Raw genomic sequence first — 21,636 nt, 5'->3', positions numbered from 1 at the left:
CCGCTGCACACTTTTGCTGGAATTGCTCTAGCAACAGGCATGCCAGCTCATTGTTCCCCCGGAAGCGGGCCGCAGACGATCAAAGTTTGGCGATCGGCCGAAGCCACCTCAAAGCGGGGGATATCAGGCTCAATCGCGCCAGCGCGCCAGGAGTTTGTCGAGACCTGTCGGATAGAGATCGATGCCGGCGTCGCGCAGCCTGTCGCGGCCGAACCAGCGCGCCGTCGCCGCCGTCTCGTCGAGTTCGGAATAGCGGATTTCATCGCGCTCATAGAGCGACGCATCGGCCAGTTCGATATCAGCGGCAAAGATGTATTCGTGACCGGTCGCGCCGTGATGCTCGTAGATGTTTTCGAGCAGATGCCAGGGGCCGACGATGCGGATATCGGTCTCGAGTTCCTCCTGGAATTCGCGCTGCAAGGCTTCTTCGCGGCTCTCGCCGAATTCAATGGCGCCGCCAAGCGGGCGAACGCCCTTGATGCGACCACTGTCATCCTCCACTTCGGCGGCGAGCAGCCGGTCATTGCGCCAGGCGAGGCCGATCACCTTCACCCTGATCTGCTGCGATGGACGCCAGATGGTCATGGGCTCTCCTTCCATCCAAGGGACCGCGGATGCTCTTCACTCCGGTGCTTCCGAAGCGAGAACAATGAGCCCCGCAAAATGCGGGGCTCCTGATCTCTCATCTCAGACGAACTGGCTGAGGCCCGGGACGGAAGCGACGACCTCGTCGACGACTTCCTCGCCAGCATATTGCCTGGCGATCGCGATGGTTTCCTTGGCAAGCGAGGTGATCTCGCCCATGCCGAGGCCTTCGCCCATCAGTTGCTGGCCGAGCCCCATGATGCCGCCGCCGCCGAGCGAGCTCATCAGCCCGCCGAGCAGACCGCCGCCGCCGGCACCTGCGCCGTTGAACTGGGCGACGAGATCGGCGCCACCGGGGATCGCTTCGATCATCTTGGCAACCGGGCCATCGGCGGCCTCGCGCTGCAGGAAGCCGAGCATCATGCCGAGCGCCTTTTCGGCCAAATCAGGCGCAATACCCACACGATCGGCGATCTGGGTCACAATTTCATTCATCGTCAGCCTCCTGTTTTTTTGACGTTAACGTCAACGTTATTCGAAATTCCACAGCAACTCAAGCCGGCCCTCCCCGGGCGGCGCTTTGTCCGGTTTTGCTTTCAATGCAAACAGTTGTCCGCATGCGCCTGCCTGCTTATAACAGGGAAACGATGGTTCGATGAAGGTAGCTGAAGCAAGCCTTCTCATAAATGGCGGCAGAGCCCCAAGGGAGCATTCCGAATGATCGAGGAAGGCAAGATTTTCATCGGCGCGAGCCGCAATCCCGATGACAGCATCAACAAGCCGGAATATCTCGACCTGAAATTCGGCAATCGCCACGGCCTCGTCACCGGCGCTACCGGCACCGGCAAGACGGTGACGCTGCAGGTGCTGGCCGAAGGTTTCTCCCGGGCCGGCGTTCCGGTGTTTGCGGCCGATATCAAGGGCGACCTTTCCGGCATCGCCGCCAAGGGCGAGCCCAGGGATTTCCTGACGAAGCGCGCCGAGCAGATCGGCTTTGCCGATTACGAATTCGACCAGTTTCCGGTGATTTTCTGGGATCTGTTCGGCGAGAAGGGCCATCGGGTGCGCACCACCATCGCCGAGATGGGACCGCTGCTGCTCGCCCGCCTGATGGATGCCTCCGAACCGCAGGAAGGCGTCATCAACATCGCCTTCAAGATCGCCGACCAGGGCGGGCTGCCGCTGCTCGACCTCAAGGATTTCAGCTCGCTGCTCAACTACATGGGCGAGAATGCCAGCCAACTTTCCAACCAGTACGGGCTGATCTCCAAGGCCTCGGTCGGCTCGATCCAGCGGGCGCTGCTCGTTCTCGAACAGCAGGGCGCCGAGCACTTCTTCGGCGAACCGGCGCTGAAGATCACCGACATCATGCGCACCAGCAATAGTGGCTACGGCCAGATCTCGGTGCTGGCCGCCGACAAGCTGATGATGAACCCGCGGCTTTACGCCACTTTCCTGCTCTGGCTGCTCTCGGAGCTGTTCGAGGAATTGCCCGAGGTGGGCGACCCCGACAAGCCGAAGCTCGTCTTCTTCTTCGACGAGGCGCACCTGCTCTTCAACGATGCGCCAAAGGTGCTGACCGAACGCGTCGAGCAGGTGGTGCGGCTGATCCGCTCCAAGGGCGTCGGCGTCTATTTCGTGACGCAGAACCCGCTCGACGTGCCGGAAACGGTGCTCGCCCAGCTCGGCAACCGCGCACAGCATGCACTGCGCGCCTATTCGCCACGCGAGCAGAAGGCGGTGAGGACGGCGGCCGATACATTCCGTGCGAACCCGGCCTTCGATTGCGCCACGGTCATCACCAATCTCGGCACCGGCGAGGCGCTGGTCTCGACGCTGGAGGCCAAAGGCGCGCCTTCGATCGTCGAGCGCACGCTGATCCGCCCGCCATCCGGCCGCGTCGGCCCGGTGACGGATGACGAGCGCCGGCAGATCATGGACAGGAGCCCGGTTCTCGGCATCTATGACGAGGATATCGACCGCGAATCCGCCTTCGAGCTGCTGGCCGCACGGGCGAAGAAGGCGGCCGATGCCGAAGCCGCCAAGCGAGCCCAGGAAGAAGCGCCTCAGCAACAGGGCGGCACGACCTCCGGCTGGAACCTGCCGGGCTTCGGCGGCGGCAATGACGACGACAACCAGGGCCGCGGCCAATCGCGCGGCAGGACTTCCGGCTACCAGCGCGAAACAGTGGTGGAAGCGGCAATGAAGAGCGTGGCGCGCACGGTGGCGACGCAAGTCGGCCGGGCGCTGGTGCGCGGGATCTTGGGTAGCTTGAAGCGATAGGATTGCGGACTGTCGGCAGGCAGAAAAGGGGTGGCAGGATCGCTGCCTGCCGCCCAATTGGCTGTGTCGCCTTGAACCGAAAGCCTTTATTCCCTAAATTGCCTGCCATCGACCATTTCAACAGGATGTGTGCCGCAATGGATTTTAACCCGATCGCAACGCCAGTTCGCCTTGCCAACCGGGAAATCCATATCCATGCCTACCTCCATCACCCTCTCCCAAGTTTCGTGGTCCGCGCCTGACGGGCGGCCGCTTTTTTCGAATCTCGACCTGAGTTTCGGAGCCGAGCGTACCGGTCTCGTCGGGCGCAACGGCGTCGGCAAGACGACGCTGCTGCAGCTCGTCTCCGGTGAAGTCCAGCCGCATTCGGGCACCGTATCCGTCAACGGCAGCCTTGGCGTGCTGCGGCAGAGCGTTCAGGTAGCATCTGACGAAACGGTTGCCGATCTCTTCGGCGTCACCGATGCGCTCGCTGTTCTTCGCCGCGCCGAAGCCGGCGCGGCAACGGCCGACGAGCTGGCATCCGCGGACTGGATGCTGGAGGCGCGCATTGCCGCAGCCCTCCATCGGACCGGGCTCGACGCGTCACCGGAAACCCCGCTTGCGGCACTCTCCGGCGGGCAGCGCACACGTGCCGGGCTGGCGGCGCTGATCTTTACCGAACCGGATTTCCTGCTGCTCGACGAACCCACAAACAATCTCGATCGCGAAGGCCGCGAGGCGGTGATCGCGCTGATGTCAGGCTGGCGGGCCGGCGCCATCATCGTCAGCCATGACCGGGAACTGCTCGAAAGCGTCGACGCGATCGTCGAGCTGACCTCGCTCGGCGCCACGCGCTTCGGCGGCAACTGGAGCCATTATCGCGAGCGCAAGGCCCTCGAGCTCGTGGCGGCACAGCATGATCTCACTGAAGCCGAAAAACGCATGGCCGAGGTGGCAAAGAAGGCGCAGGCAACGGTGGAGCGCCAGGCGCAGAGGGACAGCACCGGGCGGAAGATGGCCGCCAAGGGCGGCATACCGCGCATCATGCTCGGCGGCATGAAGGAGCGGAGCGAAACGACGGGCGGCGACAACGCCCGCCTCGCCGAGCGCCGGCGCGCCCAGGCCCTGGAAGAGGCAAGGGCAGCGCGCGAGAAGATCGAGATCCTGCTGCCCTTGTCGGTCACCTTGCCGCCGACCGGGCTGCCCGCCAGCAAGATCGTGCTGAGGGTGGATGGCGTGACATCGGGCTACCAGCCGGGTGATCCCGTCATCCGCGATCTCTCCTTCGATGTGACGGGACCGGAGCGTATCGCCGTCACCGGCCGCAACGGCTCGGGCAAAACGACCTTGCTGGCGCTTATCACCGGCGATCTAAAACCCTGGGCCGGCGCGGTCAGCGTCATGACTGCCTTCTCGATGCTCGATCAGACGGTCAGCCTTCTCGATCCGTCGGCCTCGATCCGCGACAATTTCCGCCGGATCAATCCACTTTCCGATGAAAATACCTGCCGGGCGGCCCTTGCCCGCTTCATGTTCAGGGCGGATGCGGCGCTGCAGACCGTATCGACGCTGAGCGGCGGGCAATTGCTGCGAGCGGGCCTGGCCTGTGTGCTCGGCTCAGCGCCGCCGCCACTGTTGATCCTCGACGAGCCGACCAACCATCTCGATATCGACTCGATTGCCGCCGTTGAGGCCGGATTGCGCGCTTACGACGGCGCGCTCGTGGTCGTCAGCCATGACGAGACGTTTCTCGAGAGTATCGGGATAGAGCGGCGGCTGGAATTACCGGGCGATGGGGTTGAGTGATTTTAGGGGGAGCATCGGTGCCTCCCGCCAGCGACGCTCTGACGGCTGCCCTGGGGTATTTTGCCTTTCGGCCTGCCATCAAGTCTTCGCTCAATCTCGATTGCTCCACTAGCCCGTTTCGCCATGAAAAGGCTTCCTGCCGCTAGTTCGAAAGCGATACCATACTTGGAAGATATAACGCATTCAACCTATGACAGTCACCGCGGCGGCTTGGTGGAGAAGGGCATGACTATGGAAGAGGCGATCGAGCATCCTGCAGCTCAAAAATGGAGCCTTTGGAGAAGCGCCAATTTTGGCGTTAGCGTTAGCGCTGTCACCTTGTTACTTCAGGTCGCGACCGGTCGAGGCTTTGAACTAGCAAACTACGCCCACACTCGGAGTGCGGAAACGATTAGCGCTTTAGGTGGGCAGGTTCTCGCCGCACCACTATTATTTGTTGTGATTGCGGCCATACGAAACGTTTTTATAAGGGCGCAAGCTAAGTCGAACGCAAGTGGCATTCGGGGGGCAATCACGTTCGCGGCGCTCTTTGTCACAATTTTCGTCGGCCTTTTTACCTACGGAGAGTTTGTGTTCTCTCGCGACGAAGCAATCGGTGGCGAAGCTCGAAAATCATTCATAGCTGACACCCAGTTTGCGTGCGTTCAGAAGCAGGCCTCACTCAACCAAGCTATTACCCAGCAGCAAATCCAAACCTATTGCACCTGTTTTACCGAGAAGATGGCCGAAACCACGACGTACAAACAATTGGGCACTGAACTGGCTGCCAAAGCCCTTGCGGACCTGCAGCAAAAGGTTGGAGCAATAAGTAACCTTTGCCGCCAATGACTTCTGAACGGCCCAATGCTGGTGCAGATATGGTGAGCCATTGCGACACTTCTGGTCACGATGACGCTCCTGATCCTCGACGAGCCTACCAACCATCTCGACATCGGCTCGATATCAGCGGTCGAGGCGGGCGGCGATGCGGGCGGGTGATTTCAGGGGAGCAGCCGTGCCCTCCGCCACCGACACCTCCCATTCCCTACCCGCCTATGAGAGCGCGGCCTCCTCCAAACCTCCCTTATCCCGCGTGCAGGCCAAAGGCCGAAGCCTCGAAGGACACGCTCCACCGCCGCGTCTTGCGTCATCAACCGCCAGCGCACCCGCCTCGTACTTCGGGGCCCCTGCGGGGCACCTCAGGATGAGGCTCCCTTGGGCTCCGTGGCGCCCTTGCCTCATTTTGCCGGCAATGGTATTTCAACACTGCAACTCTATCGAGAAAGGAGGATCACGCAATGCAATATTATTTTCGGTTTAATCGCCAGCGTGGTCCCGTCAACGCCCTGCAAATGCGTTTGCAGGGCTGACCAGAGACCGTTTCTCGACATCTCTTCCTGGTCTGCCCTTCGTGGCCAATGTGGCGCCGTAGATGACAGCGCGCATTCCTCTCATTTCCCGGGCTCGAACCGCGCAATCCCGTGATGGCTGAATGCCCCGGATCGTGCCGACCACCCGGTCAAGACCAGAGAACGATCATGACACTCATCAATATCCGCAATCTCGGCGTGACGCTGGGCAATCCGTTGTTTTCCAAGCTCAATCTCGTCGTCAATGCCGGCGACCGTATCGGCCTCGTCGCTGCGAACGGGCGGGGGAAATCGACGCTGCTTGCCTGCATCACCGGTACGCTGGAGCCGAGCGAGGGCGAGATCACCAAGGCGCGCGGGCTGACCTTCGGCCATGTCGCGCAAAATGTGCCGCCTGCCCTTTTCGACACGCCGTTCTACGATGCGGTGCTGCAGGCGCTGCCGGCCGATCAGGCCGAAAGCGAGAGCTGGCGCGTCGACGTCGTGCTGGAATCGCTCGACGTGCCGGAGCTCATGCGGAGCCGGCCGCTGAAGCAATTGAGCGGCGGCTGGCAGCGGCTTGCCATGCTTGCCCGCACCTGGGTGAGCGAGCCCGACGTGCTTCTGCTCGACGAGCCGACCAACCATCTCGACCTTGAAAAGATCGCGCAGCTGGAGGGCTGGCTGAATGCGCTGCCGCGCGACGTGCCGGTTATCCTGTCCAGCCACGACCGCGCCTTCCTCGATGCGACGACCAACCGGACGCTGTTCCTGCGGCCGGAGCAATCGCCGGTCTTCGCCCTGCCCTATACCAGGGCACGCGCCGCCCTTGACGAGGCCGACGCTTCCGAAGCCCGGCGCTACGAGCGCGACATGAAGGTGGCGGAGCAACTGCGCAAGCAGGCGGCGAAGCTCAACAATATCGGCATCAATTCCGGCAGCGACTTGCTCGTCGTCAAGACGAAGCAGCTCAGGCAACGGGCGGAGAAGCTGGAGGACGCGGCAAAACCGGCGCATCTGGAGCGCTCGGCCGGCGCCATCCGGCTCGCCAACCGCGGCACCCATGCCAAGGTACTGGTGACGCTGGAGGATGCGGCGGTGACGACGCCGGATGGAACGCTGCTGTTCAAGACGGGCCGGCAGTTCATCTGCCAGGGCGACCGAATCGTGCTGCTCGGCCTCAACGGCGCCGGCAAGTCGCGGCTGGTGTCGATGCTGAAACAGGCGATCGAAAGACCTGAGACGGCGCGCGACAGCATCAAGGCGACACCCTCGCTCGTGCTCGGCTATGGCGACCAGGCGCTTGCCGATCTTGCCGACAGCGATACGCCGATCGGCACGATCATCCGCCGCTTCGATGTCGGCGACCAGCGGGCGCGGGCCTTGCTGGCAGGCGCCGGCATGACGATCGACATGCAAGCAAAACCGATCGGCCAGCTCTCCGGTGGCCAGAAAGCGCGGCTCGGCATGCTGGTACTGAGACTTGCGGAGCCGAACTTCTACCTGCTCGACGAGCCGACCAACCACCTCGACATCGAGGGCCAGGAGGCGCTGGAGAGCGAGTTGATGGCGCACGAGGCGAGCTGCCTGCTGGTATCGCATGACCGCAGTTTCGTGCGGGCGGTGGGAAACCGGTTCTGGCTGATCGAGAAGAAGCGGCTGGTAGAGGTGGAAAGCCCGGAAGGGTTCTTTGCTTCGGTTGGAGGGTGATGGATGGTGGGATCCGGAGCGTAATTGTTGTTGACGGTGTGCCGTGAGGCCCCCTCATCCGGCTGCCGCCACCTTCTCCCCGCTGGGGAGAAGAGACTCGTGGCGACGTCTCGATTCCCCCCCTTCTCCCCTCGGGGAGAAGGTGCCCGTAGGGCGGATGAGGGGGCTGCACGGCACACCGCCAACGTCGCTCCCAAACCTACCGCTTCGGTGCGACCAGACAGAAGAAGGCGCCTTGCGGGTCCGTGGCCTGGACGATCCAGCTGCCGCCAGGGACTTCCATCGGGCCGTGGACGACCTTGCCGCCGCCCGATGTGAGGCGTTCGGTTGCGGCGTCGAGGGTCGGCACGATGAAATAATAGCACCAGAAGGGCATCGGAAGGTTTTCCGGCTTGGTCATCATGCCGCCGATCTGCCTGCCGTTATGGGCGAAGAGATAATAGACGCCCATCGGACCCATGTCGAATTCGCTGTGCTTCGTCCAGCCGAACCGCTTGGAATAGAAGGCCAGCGCTTCCTCGCCATTGGCAGCATAGAGTTCGCGCCAGCCGATATTGCCGGGCGCGTCGAAGGCCAGTTCCGGCATGGGATTTTCCATCGGCGCCGGCGTCATGATGCAGAGCACCGCGCCATGCGGATCGGCGACGACGGCGAAGCGGCCGATGGTCGGGATGTCTTCCGGCGGACGGCGGACCGAACCGCCATTGGCGGCAAAATCCTTGGCCGACTGGTCGACGTCGTCAACGTCGACATAACCTGTCCAGTTCGGTGGAATGCCCTTGCCCTCGAGTTCGGCCGGAAATTCCATCAGGCCGGCGACACCGATGCCGTTCGCCTCGAAGATCGTGTAGGTCGGCATGCCCTCCATTTTCATTTCGGAGGTCGTCCAGCCGACGACCGAGCTGTAGAATTTCGCGGCAGCTGATGTGTCGGGGGTCATCAACTCGCACCAGATGAACTTTCCATGCGTCTCAGACATCATACTCTCCCTTTTTCGACGCTCCTCTTCGGAAGCCTCTTTGCAAGGCCTCTATTTCGAGGGTGAGCGCCGTGATTGTCAGATCCTGCGGGCGTAATGCGCTTCCATGAACTGCTTCCAGGAGCCATCCGGCTGCTTGGCGCTGGAGACGAAGGTGCGGTGATCGGCATCGACGAAGATGATCTGCTCGCGGTACTCGGCAAGTCCCTCGCCGTTGAAGTCGGGCCCTGTCGTATAAAGGTCCAGCACATTGCCTGACGCGTCGACCTCGCCCTCATAGACCCACATATAGTCCATCATGCTGCCGATCCAGCTGCCGACGTACTTGCCCTTTGCGGCGTTGTAGCCGAGCGTCAGGATGCTGGTGGCCTCCTTACCATCCGGCATGCGGCCGGTCCCTTCGGCGACGAACCAGATCCCATGCAGCGAGCGGACGGTCTCGGTCCAGGGCCCACCGCCACTCATGTCGGGTGCGGTGACGGTCCAGTCGCCGATCAGTCTTTCCAGAAAGGAATGTTCCTTCAGCACTTCAGCGGTCTTCATCATCCTCTTCTCCCTTGAGTGATGGTGGCGCTTGTTTTCCGCATTCCGGACGCAAAACCGCTTACACTTTTCGGCATCATGCTCCGGCTCAGTGACAGCAGGATGGCGCCTTGGCGGCCTCCTCATATTCGTCGTGGCGGCGCACGAAATTCATCGTGCTGTCCTCGTTGCGGCCCTTCGGCGCGCGGTCGAGGATCATCAGGGTGCCGATCAGTTCTTCCGGCCCGCGAGCATAGCTCGAATAGGTATGGAAGATCTCACCCTTGTTGTTGCGGTAGAAAGCGCTGAGGCCCGGCAGTTCGTCATTGGCATCAGCCGGCTGCATAGGCGTGAAATTGTAGAAGACCTTATCTTTGGCAAGATCCTCGGGGCTAAAAGAAACGTGATAATCGAAATTGAAATCGCTGCCGAAGGAAGAGACCCAGGGAAATTTCCAACCCATGCGCCGTTTGTAGGCGGCGATCTTGTCAAGCGGCGCGCGCGAAACAGCGACCCAGGTAACGTCATGATGGTTCAGATGCGGCAGGGCGCCATCGACATGATCCGATAGGAAGGAGCAGCCAGTGCAGCCGGCATCCCAATCCGGGCCGAGCATGAAATGGTAGATCAGCAACTGGCTGCGACCGTCGAAGAGATCGGCGAGCGACTTCCTGCCCTCGGGCGTTTCGAAGACATAATCCTTGTCGACCTTTACCCAGGGCAGCGCCAGACGGGCGGCGTTGACGCTGTCGCGCAGCCGCGTCGCCTCTTTCTCCTTTGCCAGCAGGGCACGGCGGGCCTCCAGCCACTCTTCGCGGGAAACAACCTCATTCTGCATGGAGTGCGCCCTCCTCCGGCGCTTGCCGGTGAAGCCGGCTCATCTCCTTCTCCTTGACTAAATACATTGATATCAATAGAAATGAAGCATGTCAAATTCGATCGAGATTCCCTTTTCCACGACGCTGATGGTGCGCGACACCTGCCTCTGCCTGCATGTGCAGCGGGCAGCGCGCGCGCTTGCCCGGCTGTTCGACGACGCACTGAGGCCGGCCGGGCTGACCAATGGACAGTTTTCGCTGATGATGTCGCTGAACCGGCCGGAGCCACCGCCAATGGGGCCGGTCGCCGCCCTGCTCGCCATGGACCAGACGACGCTGACGGCGGCACTGAAGCCGTTACAGCGCAAGGGCTGGGTGACGGTGATGGAGAACCCGAGGGACAGGCGCGGCCGGCTGCTGAGCCTCACCACTGAGGGCAAGGCGGTGTTGGTGAGAGCGCTGCCGATCTGGGAAAGCACGCATGCGATGATCGACGGAAAGCTGCCGGATGGCAGCGTCGCAAGGCTGCGGCAGGATCTGCAGGCGTTGTCATGAATGGCGGCCGAAACGCCGAAGCCGGCCGGATAGCACCCTACCCGGCCGGCAGATGGTGGCAGCCGATACGGCTGCCAACTTTTTTAAAATCGATCAGGCGACGGTGACCGGAACCTCGGTCGAGGTGCGCATGGCGTGGCTGTAGGGGCAGACGATATGGGCTGCGGCTGCGAGCTTTTCAGCCGTTTCGCGGTCGAGACCCGGAATGTCAACCGTCAGTGCCACTTCGATGCCGAAGCCGCCGCCATCTTCCCGCGGGCCGATGCCGACCTTGGCGGAGACCGTCGTGTCTTCCGGAATCTTGACCTTCTGCTGGCCCGCGACAAATTTCAATGCACCGAGGAAGCAGGCGGAGTAGCCGGCAGCGAAGAGCTGTTCGGGATTGGTGCCGGTCGCACCGTCGCCGCCGAGTTCCTTGGGGACGGTCAGGGTCACGTCCAGAACGCCGTTTTCGGAAACGGCGCGGCCTGCGCGGCCGCCGGTGGCAGAGGCTTTGGTCGTATAGAGAATAGGCATGACGATCTCCTTTGGTTGGCCCTTCGATGGGGTTGGTTTTTTAGTATCGCACAATTAAATTGTACGCAAGTGAATTTTGCAAATTGCATTTCGAATTCGAAAGGAGGACAATCAGGCCTTAGAACAGGATGATCTTAGCCGCGCCGGCCTAAAATCTGAATCCTGTTCTAAATTAAAGAGTTAGAGCATGATGTCGCCCGAAAATCGCTGACACTTTTCGGCATCATGTTCTAGAGCAATTCCAGCAAAAGTGCGCAGCGGTTTTGCGCCCGGAATTGCGTGAAAACAAAGGGATAGAGCATTTCGTGATTCGAAGAAAAACGGGAATGCTCTAGGGATGATGGATATGAAAGCGCACACGACGAAGACGATGGAGATACCGCAAGAGGAGAAGCGGCTGGAAAAACAGCTGTGCTTCGCGGTCTATGCGACGGCGCATGCTTTCACCCGCGCCTACAAGCCGATCCTCGACAAGGTCGGCCTGACCTATCCGCAATATCTGGTGATGCTGGTGCTCTGGGAACGCGGCGAATTGCCGGTCAAGACGATCGGCGAGCAGTTGGATCTCGATTCCGGCACGCTGTCGCCGCTGTTGAAACGGCTGGAACAGAGCGGGCTGATCAAGCGCATCCGCGACCTGCGCGACGAACGGCAGGTGATTGTGTCGCTGACCCCTAGAGGTGAGGCTATGAAGGGGGAGATCGATACGATCATGATGGCGATCGGGCAAGCCGCAGGCTGCACGCTTAAGGAAATGGCCGAGATGCGCGACATGCTGCATCGGCTGCGGGGTAATCTCGGGCGGGCCGGCGCGGACGGAGGCTGAACGCGTCCACCCGTCATCAGCGTGCGCGCCGAGAGATCAGGGCCGCGGCTTAGCCGGCGACCGACGCTTCTTTGCAGGAGCCGCCTTAGGTTCGGCCTCGGCCTCCTGCTGCAAACGCAGCGCCTTCAGCTTCTCCGTCTTCTTGTCACGGGCCGACGCCTCGGCGGCGATGATGGCACGCGCCGTGTGATCGGTCGCTTCCGCCTTGTCGCGAGACGAGAGCTTGGCGGGATTGAAGAATTCTCCCTTGGTGGCGGTCATGTGCCCCTTTCCCAGGTGATGGCGGCGCTACAGCATAATTCCTTAAATCGGAATTGGCTCAAGGAATTATGCAGAAATTCAAAGTGTTACAGCGTCCATTGCGCGTCTCAAAAGACGCGCAGCGCCGCAAGCCATGAATCCGCGGCTGAAAGCCGTGATCTCACGGCTGAAACCATGATTCCGCGGTCGGACCGTGCTGCCACAGCCGGACCGCGACTCCCCGGCCGGGATCAGCGGGTGCGGAGAACTTTCTTCGGTGCCGGCAGCAGACCTTCGCGCTGCAGCTTCTTGCGGGCAAGCTTGCGCTGGCGGCGAATGGCCTCGGCCTTTTCGCGGGCGCGCTTCTCGGACGGCTTTTCAAAGGCGCTGCGCGCCTTCATTTCCCGGAACAGGCCTTCCCGCTGCATCTTTTTCTTGAGCACGCGGAGCGCCTGATCGACATTGTTGTCCCTGACGAGTACCTGCAAAACGATATCCTTCCTGTTGCGGCGGCGAGGCCGCACTGTCCAAAATAAAAAACCCGGAACTACTTCCCGATTTTGATGCTCGAAAACTTCAGCCAGGGCTCGGCGCCATCGGACTTGGCCGCCGCTTGGGGGGAAACCCTGGATGGCGTTTCCCCGGTATCGATGTCGGCCTCAGTGATGCGGCGTTCGAAATTCTCTGCGTCGAACTGGACGCGGTATTGCACATGCCCATGGTCGTTGGGCAGGATGCTGGAGATCCGGCACCGCTTGTCGGCTTTCGCCGTGCGGGTGAGGCCGGACTTCAGCACGATCATGTCGCCGACTTTATAGTTTGGTCTGCCCATTTCAGCGTCCCTTCGACTCTTCGGCTGCTCAATCGGTCAATCAGAACGACCAGGGGCCATTCAGGTACGACCGAGGGCCATTCCGGAAAAGCCTGCGATCAAAGCAAAAAGGCCGGGCTCGGACCCGACCTCTTCCAGTCACTCAGCCCGCTGCCCGTATGGTCAGCTCACCGCCACCCCTGGTCAGCTCGCTGCCAGTACATCCGTGGTCGGCTTGCCGCCAGCACATGGCCAGCCCGCTGCCATATTCATGGTCAGCAGAGGCGAATGACAAATCATGCGGCCTGAAGATTATCAGCCGAATTCTTGCCGGACTTCTTGTCGCGGACGAGATCGTAGCGGATCTTCTGACCTTCAACGAGTTCGCGCATGCCGGCGCGTTCAACCGCTGAAATATGGACGAAAACGTCCGTAGAACCATCATCCGGCTGAATGAAGCCAAAACCCTTGGTGCCATTGAACCACTTGACGACGCCTGAATTCATAACGATCTCCTTTTCAACCGTTTGTGTTCGCCTGCGGAGAGATATCCGACAAGCCGTATCGATGTTGAGAGGATATCTGACGGTGCGCTCAAGCGCGTGGACAAAGGTCGCAAGCAATTCGATACGCACCATGTAGGATATTTACCGAATTAAGCAATGGTATTTCGGAAAATAATTCTCTTGCGGGCGCAATATGAAGCTCTTGTCCAGGGGAAAGCAACCTGCTTGCCCGGGGACAAAGGGATCGGTCCGAGGCGGCCGGATCGCGGCCGCCTGGGTGAAAATTACTGCCAGACGACGATCGGCGCCTTTGTCGGAACGCGATCGTAGAGATCGATGATATCCTGGTTCAGCAGCCGCACGCAGCCCGATGAGACGGCCTTGCCGATCGAGCGCCAATCGGGATTGCCGTGCAGGCGATAAAGCGTGTCCTCTCCATTCGAGAAGATGTAGAGCGCGCGGGCGCCGAGCGGGTTTTTCAGGCCAGGCTCCATGCCGCCGTTGTCGATCGAATATTTGACGAGTTCCGGCTGGCGGGCGACCATCTCGTTCGGCGGTTTCCAGCGCGGCCATTTCTGACGCCACTGGATGACGCCCGAGCCCTGCCAGGCGAAACCCTCGCGGCCGATGCCGACGCCGTAGCGCATCGCCATGCCGTCGCCCTGGACGAGATAAAGGAAACGCGACGGCGTATCGACGACGATGGTGCCGGGCGGCTGGCCAGTGGGATCGACGACGCGCTGGCGATAATAGCGCGGATCGATCTGCTCGTAGGGAACGGCCGGAATGAGAAAGCCGCCATCCTCAACCGGGCCATACATGACGGCAAGCTCGGGCCCGCTCGGCACGCTTGACGCGGCCGGGGACTGGAACAGGCGCATGGGCGAACGATAGATGATCGACGTATCGCCCGATGTTACCGTATTGGCTGAGGAGGCGCAGCCGGTGAGCGCGGAGGCTGCGGTCAATGCCGAAAAGGAAAGAAAGCTGCGGCGGGAAAGATGTCTATCGAAGCTCATGACGCGGGACTGATTTCCTCTGATGCGGGAAGCCGGACGAAAGGGCTGATAAACCAGCGATTCGCCCGATGCCGATAACAACTAGAGAAGATCTATCGGCTTGCGCCAAATAAACCATAGCTTCACGTAGACGTGTCCGGCCTGAAGCGGACGATATGAGCAGCGCTGTTGCAGCGCTACATCACAACGATCTCGGCCCTGGCAGGAACGCGGTCGTAAAGATCGATGACGTCCTGGTTCAGCATGCGCACGCAGCCCGACGATGTGGCCTTGCCGATCGATTGCCAGTCGGGCGTGCCGTGGATGCGATAGAGCGTATCCTGCCCGTCCTTGAAGATATACATGGCGCGCGCGCCGAGCGGGTTCATCAGCCCCGGATTCATGCCGCCATTCTCCGCCCCGAACGGGCGAACCTCAGGCTGGCGCGAGACCATTTCGACCGACGGTGTCCAGCGCGGCCATTTCTGCTTCCACTGGATGACGCCGCGGCCGGACCAGGCATAACCGTCGCGGCCGAGGCCGACGCCGTAACGCATCGCCTTGCCGTTGCCCTCGACGAAATAAAGGAAATGCGCCTTGGTATCGACGACCACGGTGCCGGCACGCTCGGTCGTCTGATAATCGACCTCCTGGCGCAGGAACTGCGGCTGTACGCGGCTGACCGGGATCGCCGGCAGGGTGAAATCCGCGTCGCGAAGCTCACCATACATCGCCATATGCACGGGATTGGTCACCGGCAGGCCATAGGTCTGGTGGAACTGGGTCTTGTAGAGTTCGCGCGTCTGCGGCACCGGCTGATCGGGGATCGGCCGCACCCGGCGCGGATCGACACCGGGCGGCTGATAGAAGACCGGCGAGGTTTCCTGGACGAAGCGGGCGGGCGAATCGGCGGCGACATCGGGAATGAGGATGTTGCACCCGCTCAGCGACGCAACCGCAATCACGAGCCCGGCAATCGGGAAGACCCGGCGCAGAAAATTCATGGAACCACCCTTATCAACGATCGGCAGACAACGACATCTGCCGGGACGATGGCATCCGCGGCTGGCGCGAGGCTGGCGTTGGGGTGGAAAAGGCACAAGGTCAGGAAACGACCAGCCCGCCGCCATCGGTGGCGGGATCGCGGATCAATCGTCCAGGGCACTTAATCGCAATTGCCGGTGGCGGCGAAACTCAGGCCGCCACCCCGTGGAAGAAACGGATGCTCTGTTCGATCTCGGCCGGCAGCGCCGAGGTATGATTGCCGGCGACGGTTTCGGTCTCGATATGAATGCCGGCGGCGCGGGCGCGACGGGCAAGCAGATCGGCGCGATCGTTGAAATGCGGCTCCTCGGTGCCGTGGACGACACGCACCGGGCATTTGAAGCTCTGGGCGTAACACAGAGCAGAGCGCACCTCGAATTCATGCTCATTGCTGTCGTCGAAGCGGATATCCTGGGGATAGCGGCTGAAAAAGCGGAAGGCGTTGGGGTTGCCCGAAATCGGCGCGGCGGCGCGGAACTTGTGGGTGGTCATCGCCGTCAGCATGGTCAATGTGCCGCCGATGCTGTGGCCGGCGATGAACAGCCGTTCGGGGTCGACGCCCGGCAGATGCGCCAGGCGCTCGGTGGCGGCCAGCACGTCGTCGACCTCGTCGTAGAAGCCGGAGAAATTGCCCATCTGGCCGTTTTCGCCGCGCAGCGACGGCATCATCACGACATAACCGGCATCCATATAGGGCTTCATCAGCTGCCAGTGGCCGATGCCCATGGCATTGCCGCCGTGCAGGAAGAGCACGGCCGGTTTGGCGGCGCGCTCGCGCTTGTATTTGGAAACCCAGGCCGCCAGTTCCAGCTCGCCGTAGCCGGAGCGGTAGAAGATCCTGTCGGCATCGGCAGGCGCATTCAGCGGTTCGTATTTGTCGGGCGCCGGGCCTTTCTGCAACAGCTTGGTGCGGAAATGGTGGCGGACCTTGGCATAGTCGTGCTTGGCGAGGCGCGGCTCGTCCGGGACATCAAACGCGGCTGCCATGCGCGGCAGGATGAGTGCACCGGCAAGACCCGCCAGAACGGCACGGCGTTGACGGAAAAAGGAATTTTGTTCAAGCGAGCTCATAACGCACCCATCATTTCCCCGGCACGCAGAATCTGCACCGGAAGATCGTTGCCGCCAATACACATGATGTTGAAAATATTGCCCTGCGTCATTGTTGCGCAGGGCATGCAACCTCATTCCGGCTTGGCGTCGATCATGGCGATCAGCGTGCGCAGCCGGTCGGCCTCGTAGGAGGGCTTGTCGGGGCGAAGGCGGGCGATGCGGGGGAAACGCATGGCGACCCCCGATTTGTGCCGGGTCGAGCGGTTGATGCCCTCGAAGGCCACTTCGACGACGAAGCCAAAATCCTTGTCGGCGCGCACGGCGCGCACCGGGCCGAAGCGCTCAGTGGTATTGTCACGCACGAACTTGTCGAGCACCTCGAGTTCGGCATCGGTGAAGCCGAAATAGGCCTTGCCGACAGGCACCAGCTGTTCGCCGTCCTCGTCATCGGCCCAGACGCCGAAGGTGAAATCAGAATAGTAACTGGAGCGCTTGCCGTGGCCGCGCTGGGCATACATCAGCACCGCATCGACATTATAGGGGTTGCGCTTCCACTTGAACCAGGGGCCCTTCATGCGGCCGGCCTGGTAGATGCTGTCGCGGCGCTTGATCATCACGCCTTCGATGACCGGATCGGGCGGCGCGGCGCGGAGACGGTCGAGCTCTTCCCACGACGAGAACGGCACAAGCGGCGAGAGATCGAAACGGTCATGGGGGGCGCGGTCGATGATCTCGGTCAACCGGTCGCGGCGATCGATATAGGTCCGGCCGCGGACATCCTCCTCGTCGTCGAAGAGCAGGTCATAGGTGCGGATGAAGGCGGGATAGTCGCCGAGCATCTTCGCCGTCACCGTCTTGCGGTTCAGGCGCTGCTGCAGGTCGGAGAAGGTCCGGGTCGGGCTGTTGGAGCGGGCGGTGCCGCCGACCAGCAGCTCGCCATCGACGACGCCGGAAAAACTGATCGCGTCGAGAATATCGGGAAAGGCGCCTGATATGTCGTCGCCGGAACGGGAATAGATCTTGCGCCTGTCGCCGGAGCGGGAGAGCTGCACGCGGATGCCGTCCCATTTCCATTCGGCGACATAGTCGGCCGGATCGAGACCAGTGAGATCGCCCTCCTCCACCGCATTGGCGAGCATGACGGAGTGAAAGATCGCCGGTGTGGCCAGCACCGGTTTTTCGCCGCCATTCGCCAGCCATTCAAACAGCGTCTCATAGGGCGGCTGCAGACCGTGCCAGAGGGTTTCGATCTCGGTGACGTCCTTGTCGCCGAGATCGGCCAGCGCCTGCTTGGCAAGGCGAGCGGAAACGCCGATGCGCATGGCGCCGGTCGCCAGCTTGATGAAGGCGAAACGGCCGGACGAATCCAGCCGGTCGAGCAGGTCACGGACGAAGCTGCGCACTTCTGTGCGGCCGAGTGCGTTCATGCCGGTGACGACCTCGCCGAGACGCGGCTGGGCGAGCGCCGAGCGGTCGATATCCCTCTCATTGTCCCAGACAAGCGAGATGGTTTCGGCGAGATCGCCGACATAATCATAGGAATAGCGGAACAGCACCTCGTCCATGCGCTCGAGCACCAGCTCGCGCAGCATGGCGGGCTTGACGTTGCGCACCTCCAGCGTGCCGGCGATGGCGGCAAGGCCATAGCCACGGTCAGGATCGGGCGTGTCGCGGAAATAGTCGGTCAGCAGCTTCAGCTTGCCATTGCGGCTGGGTGTGAGCACCAGGCGGTCGAGGAGGTCGGCGAAGGCTTTCATGGGCGCCTCCCGACTTCGGAGGGGTTTTGACGCGGGATATTGCTCATCTCCTCAATCGGCCTCATCCTCATAACCCACCAGATGCAGCGGCTTCGCCTTGATGCCCTGCAATTGGCACCAGCGCACCAGGGCCTCCTCGCGGCCATGTGTCACCCAGACCTCGGCCGGGCGCAGTTCCCGGATCGTTTCGGTCAGCTCCGGCCAGTCGCAATGATCGGAGATGACAAGCGGCAGTTCGACGCCGAGCTGTTTGGCGCGCTGGCGCACCATCATCCAGCCGGAGGCGAAGGCCGGCAGCGGCTCGTTGAAGCGCCTGGCCCAGCGGTCGGCGAAGGCCGATGACGGGCCGATGACGACCGCACCCTTGAAGACTGATTTGTCGCGGCTTTCGATCGTCGCCGGCAGCAGCTCGCCGAGATCGATGCCCTGCTCGATGTAATAGTCGCAGAGTTTTTCCATGGCGCCGTGGATATAGATCGGTTCGGCATAACCGGCATCTCGCAGCAGCCGGATGACGCGCTGGGCCTTCCCCAGCGCATAGGCGCCGACGAGATGGGTGCGCTCGGGAAATTGCCGCAGCGACGCCAGCAGCTTGGCTATCTCCTCCATTGGATCGGGATGATGGAAGACCGGCAGGCCGAAGGTCGCCTCGGTGATGAAGACATCGCAGGCAACCGGCACATAGGCGGCGCAGGTCGGATCGGGTCGGCGCTTGTAGTCGCCGGAGACGACGATGCGTGTGCCGTTCTTCTCAATGGCGATCTGGGCGGAGCCGAGCACATGGCCGGCGGGATGAAAGCTTACCTTGACGCGGTTGACCAGCAGTTCCTCGCCGAAGGCTGCGGCCTGCTCGCTGGCGCAAAAGCCGTCGCCGTAACGCAGGCGCATGATGTCGAGCGTCTGGCGGGTGGCAAGCACGTTTACATGGCCCGGGCGGGCATGATCCGAATGGCCGTGGGTGACGAGCGCCTGCTGGACCGGCCGCACCGGATCGACATAGAAGCCGCCCTCGGGGCAATAGAGCCCCTCCGGGGCGGGATAAAGCAGCGCATCAGGTCTCATGAAACGAGAGATAGCGGGAAATGGACGCGAGGCCAGAGGGCGGGAAGAACGGACTATGGAATGGGGCGCGGCTCAACGACTGCAATGTCATGACCCTATCCCGTCGAGAAAGTTGACCACAGCGACATTAAACTCACCCGGCCGCTGCAGCGGCGCGAAATGACTGACGCCTGTGAGATAGATCATCTCAGCGTTCGGAATGCTGCGAGCAAGATATTCGGCATGGTCGGGCTTGATGAATTCGTCGCGCTCGCCGAGGACGATTGCGACCGGCACCCGGATCAGGCCCAAGTCGGCGGCCTGATAATTCGGCTCCGTCCGCATCATCAGGCTGACCGCCTCGACGAATGGATTAAAATCGTCAGGCGTGGTGGACAATGCGGCATAGTCCTTGGCGTGCCGGCTGAAGCATCGGTCGATGACCGGGCTCGGAACAAATTCCAGCGTGCCGCTCGGATCCATGTTGCAGGCGAAAAAGAAGACCCCCTCGACACGTGACGGCGCCGTCATGGCGAGAATCAGGGCGATGCAGGCGCCGTCGCTCCAGCCGACGACGGCCGCCTTGTCGAGATGCAGCGCGTCCATGACGGCGAGCACGTCGGAGGCCATGAGCTCATAGCTATAGGGACGGGCATCGCGGGTGCTTCTTCCATGGCCACGGCTGTCGATCAGCACGACGCGGCGGCCGCGGCGCAACAGTGCCGGGACCTGATAGCCCCAGTTGCCGCTGTGACCAAGGCCGCCATGCAGCAGAATGACAGGGGAACCTGCACCGTAGGACGCATACCAGATGCGGGCACCGTCGCGCGCGACATGCCCTTCAACTGCTGCCGGCGGCAATGGGGCGCCGCCATGCGTCTCGAAATGGATGAGCTCGTCGTCTTGTGGTTCCATAGCGATGAGACTCCCGTCCGGCGAATAGACCGATGGCATAGAAAAGCCGGAAAACAGCCCAAGAACAACCAGAATCGCTTTCTAGCCCTTGCGATGCAACCAGGGGGATCAGCATTGGGCAGGAAGTTTTTCTATTGTGCGGCGGCAATCGCGGTCGTCGCGGCGGGTATCTACCTCAACAATACCAGCCTGATTGCCGAACACCGACCGGGAAAACCGGTGCTGCTCGCCCATCGCGGCATCGCCCAGCGCTTCGACGAAACCGATCTCAAGAACGACACCTGCACGGCGAGCCGCATGCTGCCGCCAAAACACGATTATCTCGAAAACACCATCCGCTCGATGCAGGCAGGCTTTGCGGCCGGCGCCGATATTGTGGAGATCGACGTACATCCGACAACGGACGGGCAGTTCGCCGTCTTTCACGACTGGACGCTCGACTGCCGCACCGACGGGCATGGCGTCACCCGTGAGCATTCGATGGCTGACATGAAGAGGCTCGACATCGGCTATGGCTATACCGCCGATGGCGGCAAGACCTTTCCCTTTCGCGGCAGGGGCATCGGCATGATGCCGACCCTTGCCGAGGTGCTGTCGACCTTTCCGGATCGGCGCTTCCTCATCAACGTCAAGAGCCGCGATCCTTCCGAGGGCGAAAAGCTCGCCACCGTGCTCAACGGACTTTCCCAGGAAAGACGGGCCGAGATCATTGTCTATGGCGGTGACGAGCCGATCGACGTGCTGCGCCGGATGGCACCCGATATCAAGACCGCCTCGCGCAAGAGCCTGAAGGGCTGCCTGTTCGGCTATATCGGCTATGGCTGGACCGGCCTGCTGCCGGACGAATGCAAACATGCGATGATGCTGGTGCCGATCAATATCGCCCCGTGGCTCTGGGGCTGGCCGGACCGTTTTCTCAACCGGATGGCGGATGCCGGGACCGAGGTCTTCGTGCTCGGCCCCTATCGCGGCAGCGATTTTTCCACCGGCATCGATGACCCCGCGCAACTGGCGCGGCTGCAGCCAAACTATGCGGCGGGCATATGGACGAACGAGATCGAGGCAATCGGCAAGCTTGCGAAATAGAGCTTGAAAGACGCCGCATCGACCTGATCGATGCGGCGTCTTTCAATGTTTCCTTTTGTGCATGTCGTTCTCCCAAAACCGCTGCACACTTTTGGGCGACATGCAATAGAGCCTTTCCGGGTTAGATTGAAGCATTCTGTTGGCTCAAACGGAGTCGGATGGTCGACCGGCCGGCGCGCGTCGTAGCCCGGCTCTACGGCCAAGCCGGCCGGTCGATCAGCCGGCCCGTTTCAGCCAACCCGAAGGGCCGGGCATCTTTCCGCCAGGATCAAAGG

The 21,636-nt window shown here is 61.7% G+C and carries 23 protein-coding genes; 7 read left to right on the top strand and 16 right to left on the bottom strand.

Annotation, left to right across the window (positions count from 1 at the left end):
* Positions 1-129: 129 nt before the first annotated feature.
* Complete coding sequence (locus AC1D2N_RS15445) at positions 130-585, bottom strand: NUDIX hydrolase (RefSeq protein ID WP_130652021.1); 456 nt, start codon at positions 583-585, stop codon at positions 130-132.
* A gap of 102 nt (positions 586-687) precedes the next feature.
* Entirely contained in the window at positions 688-1,080 is a 393-nt protein-coding gene (locus tag AC1D2N_RS15440; RefSeq protein WP_018449432.1) for a hypothetical protein, read from the bottom strand.
* Between the two features lie 222 nt (positions 1,081-1,302).
* On the opposite strand from AC1D2N_RS15440, the gene AC1D2N_RS15435 reads away from it, so the two are divergent.
* The 4 genes from AC1D2N_RS15435 to AC1D2N_RS15420 all read left to right on the top strand — a co-directional run bounded on the left by AC1D2N_RS15435 (position 1,303) and on the right by AC1D2N_RS15420 (position 7,694).
* Positions 1,303-2,868 carry a helicase HerA-like C-terminal domain-containing protein gene (locus tag AC1D2N_RS15435; protein WP_130652020.1) on the top strand — a complete coding sequence of 522 codons (1,566 nt, stop codon included), beginning with the start codon at positions 1,303-1,305 and terminating at the stop codon, positions 2,866-2,868.
* A gap of 195 nt (positions 2,869-3,063) precedes the next feature.
* The gene (locus AC1D2N_RS15430) at positions 3,064-4,656 is read left to right on the top strand and encodes an ABC-F family ATP-binding cassette domain-containing protein (protein ID WP_130652019.1); all 1,593 of its coding nucleotides are present in this window, start codon (positions 3,064-3,066) and stop codon (positions 4,654-4,656) included.
* 225 nt (positions 4,657-4,881) lie between these two features.
* A complete protein-coding gene (locus AC1D2N_RS15425; RefSeq protein ID WP_047619590.1) occupies positions 4,882-5,484 on the top strand; it encodes a hypothetical protein in 603 nt (200 codons plus the stop codon).
* 689 nt (positions 5,485-6,173) lie between these two features.
* Positions 6,174-7,694, top strand: a complete 1,521-nt coding sequence (locus AC1D2N_RS15420; protein WP_130652018.1) for an ABC-F family ATP-binding cassette domain-containing protein — start codon at positions 6,174-6,176, stop codon at positions 7,692-7,694.
* A gap of 199 nt (positions 7,695-7,893) precedes the next feature.
* Here the strand turns inward: AC1D2N_RS15420 and AC1D2N_RS15415 are convergent, their stop codons facing one another.
* The 3 genes from AC1D2N_RS15415 to AC1D2N_RS15405 all read right to left on the bottom strand — a co-directional run bounded on the left by AC1D2N_RS15415 (position 7,894) and on the right by AC1D2N_RS15405 (position 10,033).
* On the bottom strand, positions 7,894-8,673 hold the full coding sequence (locus AC1D2N_RS15415; protein ID WP_028733807.1) for a VOC family protein: 780 nt from the start codon (positions 8,671-8,673) through the stop codon (positions 7,894-7,896).
* A gap of 78 nt (positions 8,674-8,751) precedes the next feature.
* Positions 8,752-9,219, bottom strand: a complete 468-nt coding sequence (locus AC1D2N_RS15410) for a DUF1579 domain-containing protein (protein ID WP_130652016.1) — start codon at positions 9,217-9,219, stop codon at positions 8,752-8,754.
* Between the two features lie 85 nt (positions 9,220-9,304).
* Positions 9,305-10,033 carry a DUF899 domain-containing protein gene (locus AC1D2N_RS15405; protein WP_130652015.1) on the bottom strand — a complete coding sequence of 243 codons (729 nt, stop codon included), beginning with the start codon at positions 10,031-10,033 and terminating at the stop codon, positions 9,305-9,307.
* Between the two features lie 88 nt (positions 10,034-10,121).
* Between AC1D2N_RS15405 and AC1D2N_RS15400 the strand changes: the two genes are divergently transcribed.
* Complete coding sequence (locus tag AC1D2N_RS15400) at positions 10,122-10,568, top strand: MarR family winged helix-turn-helix transcriptional regulator (RefSeq protein WP_028733805.1); 447 nt, start codon at positions 10,122-10,124, stop codon at positions 10,566-10,568.
* 93 nt (positions 10,569-10,661) lie between these two features.
* Here the strand turns inward: AC1D2N_RS15400 and AC1D2N_RS15395 are convergent, their stop codons facing one another.
* Positions 10,662-11,084, bottom strand: a complete 423-nt coding sequence (locus AC1D2N_RS15395) for an organic hydroperoxide resistance protein (RefSeq protein ID WP_018241187.1) — start codon at positions 11,082-11,084, stop codon at positions 10,662-10,664.
* Positions 11,085-11,421: 337 nt separating this feature from the next.
* On the opposite strand from AC1D2N_RS15395, the gene AC1D2N_RS15390 reads away from it, so the two are divergent.
* The gene (locus AC1D2N_RS15390) at positions 11,422-11,910 is read left to right on the top strand and encodes a MarR family winged helix-turn-helix transcriptional regulator (RefSeq protein WP_018241186.1); all 489 of its coding nucleotides are present in this window, start codon (positions 11,422-11,424) and stop codon (positions 11,908-11,910) included.
* A gap of 36 nt (positions 11,911-11,946) precedes the next feature.
* On the opposite strand, the gene AC1D2N_RS15385 is transcribed toward AC1D2N_RS15390, so the two are convergent.
* From AC1D2N_RS15385 to AC1D2N_RS15340, 10 genes are all read right to left on the bottom strand, one after another.
* Positions 11,947-12,171 (bottom strand): hypothetical protein, encoded by a 225-nt coding sequence (locus AC1D2N_RS15385; RefSeq protein WP_003546479.1) that lies wholly within the window; start codon positions 12,169-12,171, stop codon positions 11,947-11,949.
* Positions 12,172-12,401: 230 nt separating this feature from the next.
* Positions 12,402-12,638, bottom strand: coding sequence for a 30S ribosomal protein S21 (gene rpsU / locus AC1D2N_RS15380; RefSeq protein ID WP_018241185.1), 237 nt, complete (start codon positions 12,636-12,638; stop codon positions 12,402-12,404).
* 59 nt (positions 12,639-12,697) lie between these two features.
* Positions 12,698-12,982 (bottom strand): hypothetical protein, encoded by a 285-nt coding sequence (locus tag AC1D2N_RS15375; protein ID WP_018241184.1) that lies wholly within the window; start codon positions 12,980-12,982, stop codon positions 12,698-12,700.
* A gap of 275 nt (positions 12,983-13,257) precedes the next feature.
* Positions 13,258-13,467: a cold-shock protein gene (locus AC1D2N_RS15370; RefSeq protein ID WP_003546468.1), complete on the bottom strand. Its 210-nt coding sequence runs from the start codon at positions 13,465-13,467 to the stop codon at positions 13,258-13,260.
* 284 nt (positions 13,468-13,751) lie between these two features.
* On the bottom strand, positions 13,752-14,486 hold the full coding sequence (locus AC1D2N_RS15365) for a L,D-transpeptidase family protein (protein WP_047619579.1): 735 nt from the start codon (positions 14,484-14,486) through the stop codon (positions 13,752-13,754).
* Positions 14,487-14,662: 176 nt separating this feature from the next.
* Positions 14,663-15,469 (bottom strand): L,D-transpeptidase, encoded by an 807-nt coding sequence (locus tag AC1D2N_RS15360; protein WP_130652014.1) that lies wholly within the window; start codon positions 15,467-15,469, stop codon positions 14,663-14,665.
* Between the two features lie 190 nt (positions 15,470-15,659).
* A complete protein-coding gene (locus AC1D2N_RS15355; RefSeq protein WP_130652013.1) occupies positions 15,660-16,580 on the bottom strand; it encodes an alpha/beta hydrolase family protein in 921 nt (306 codons plus the stop codon).
* 113 nt (positions 16,581-16,693) lie between these two features.
* Entirely contained in the window at positions 16,694-18,319 is a 1,626-nt protein-coding gene (locus tag AC1D2N_RS15350; RefSeq protein ID WP_130728926.1) for a cisplatin damage response ATP-dependent DNA ligase, read from the bottom strand.
* Positions 18,320-18,370: 51 nt separating this feature from the next.
* Positions 18,371-19,381 (bottom strand): ligase-associated DNA damage response exonuclease, encoded by a 1,011-nt coding sequence (locus tag AC1D2N_RS15345; protein ID WP_130652011.1) that lies wholly within the window; start codon positions 19,379-19,381, stop codon positions 18,371-18,373.
* 87 nt (positions 19,382-19,468) lie between these two features.
* On the bottom strand, positions 19,469-20,275 hold the full coding sequence (locus tag AC1D2N_RS15340) for an alpha/beta fold hydrolase (protein WP_028733799.1): 807 nt from the start codon (positions 20,273-20,275) through the stop codon (positions 19,469-19,471).
* Positions 20,276-20,389: 114 nt separating this feature from the next.
* Between AC1D2N_RS15340 and AC1D2N_RS15335 the strand changes: the two genes are divergently transcribed.
* Complete coding sequence (locus AC1D2N_RS15335; RefSeq protein ID WP_028733798.1) at positions 20,390-21,361, top strand: glycerophosphodiester phosphodiesterase family protein; 972 nt, start codon at positions 20,390-20,392, stop codon at positions 21,359-21,361.
* Positions 21,362-21,636: the final 275 nt, after the last annotated feature.

The organism is Rhizobium sp. P1_B8 (assembly GCF_056406515.1).
Note: the sequence above shows the minus strand (reverse complement) of the source record. Positions and strands in the feature narration are given on the sequence as shown.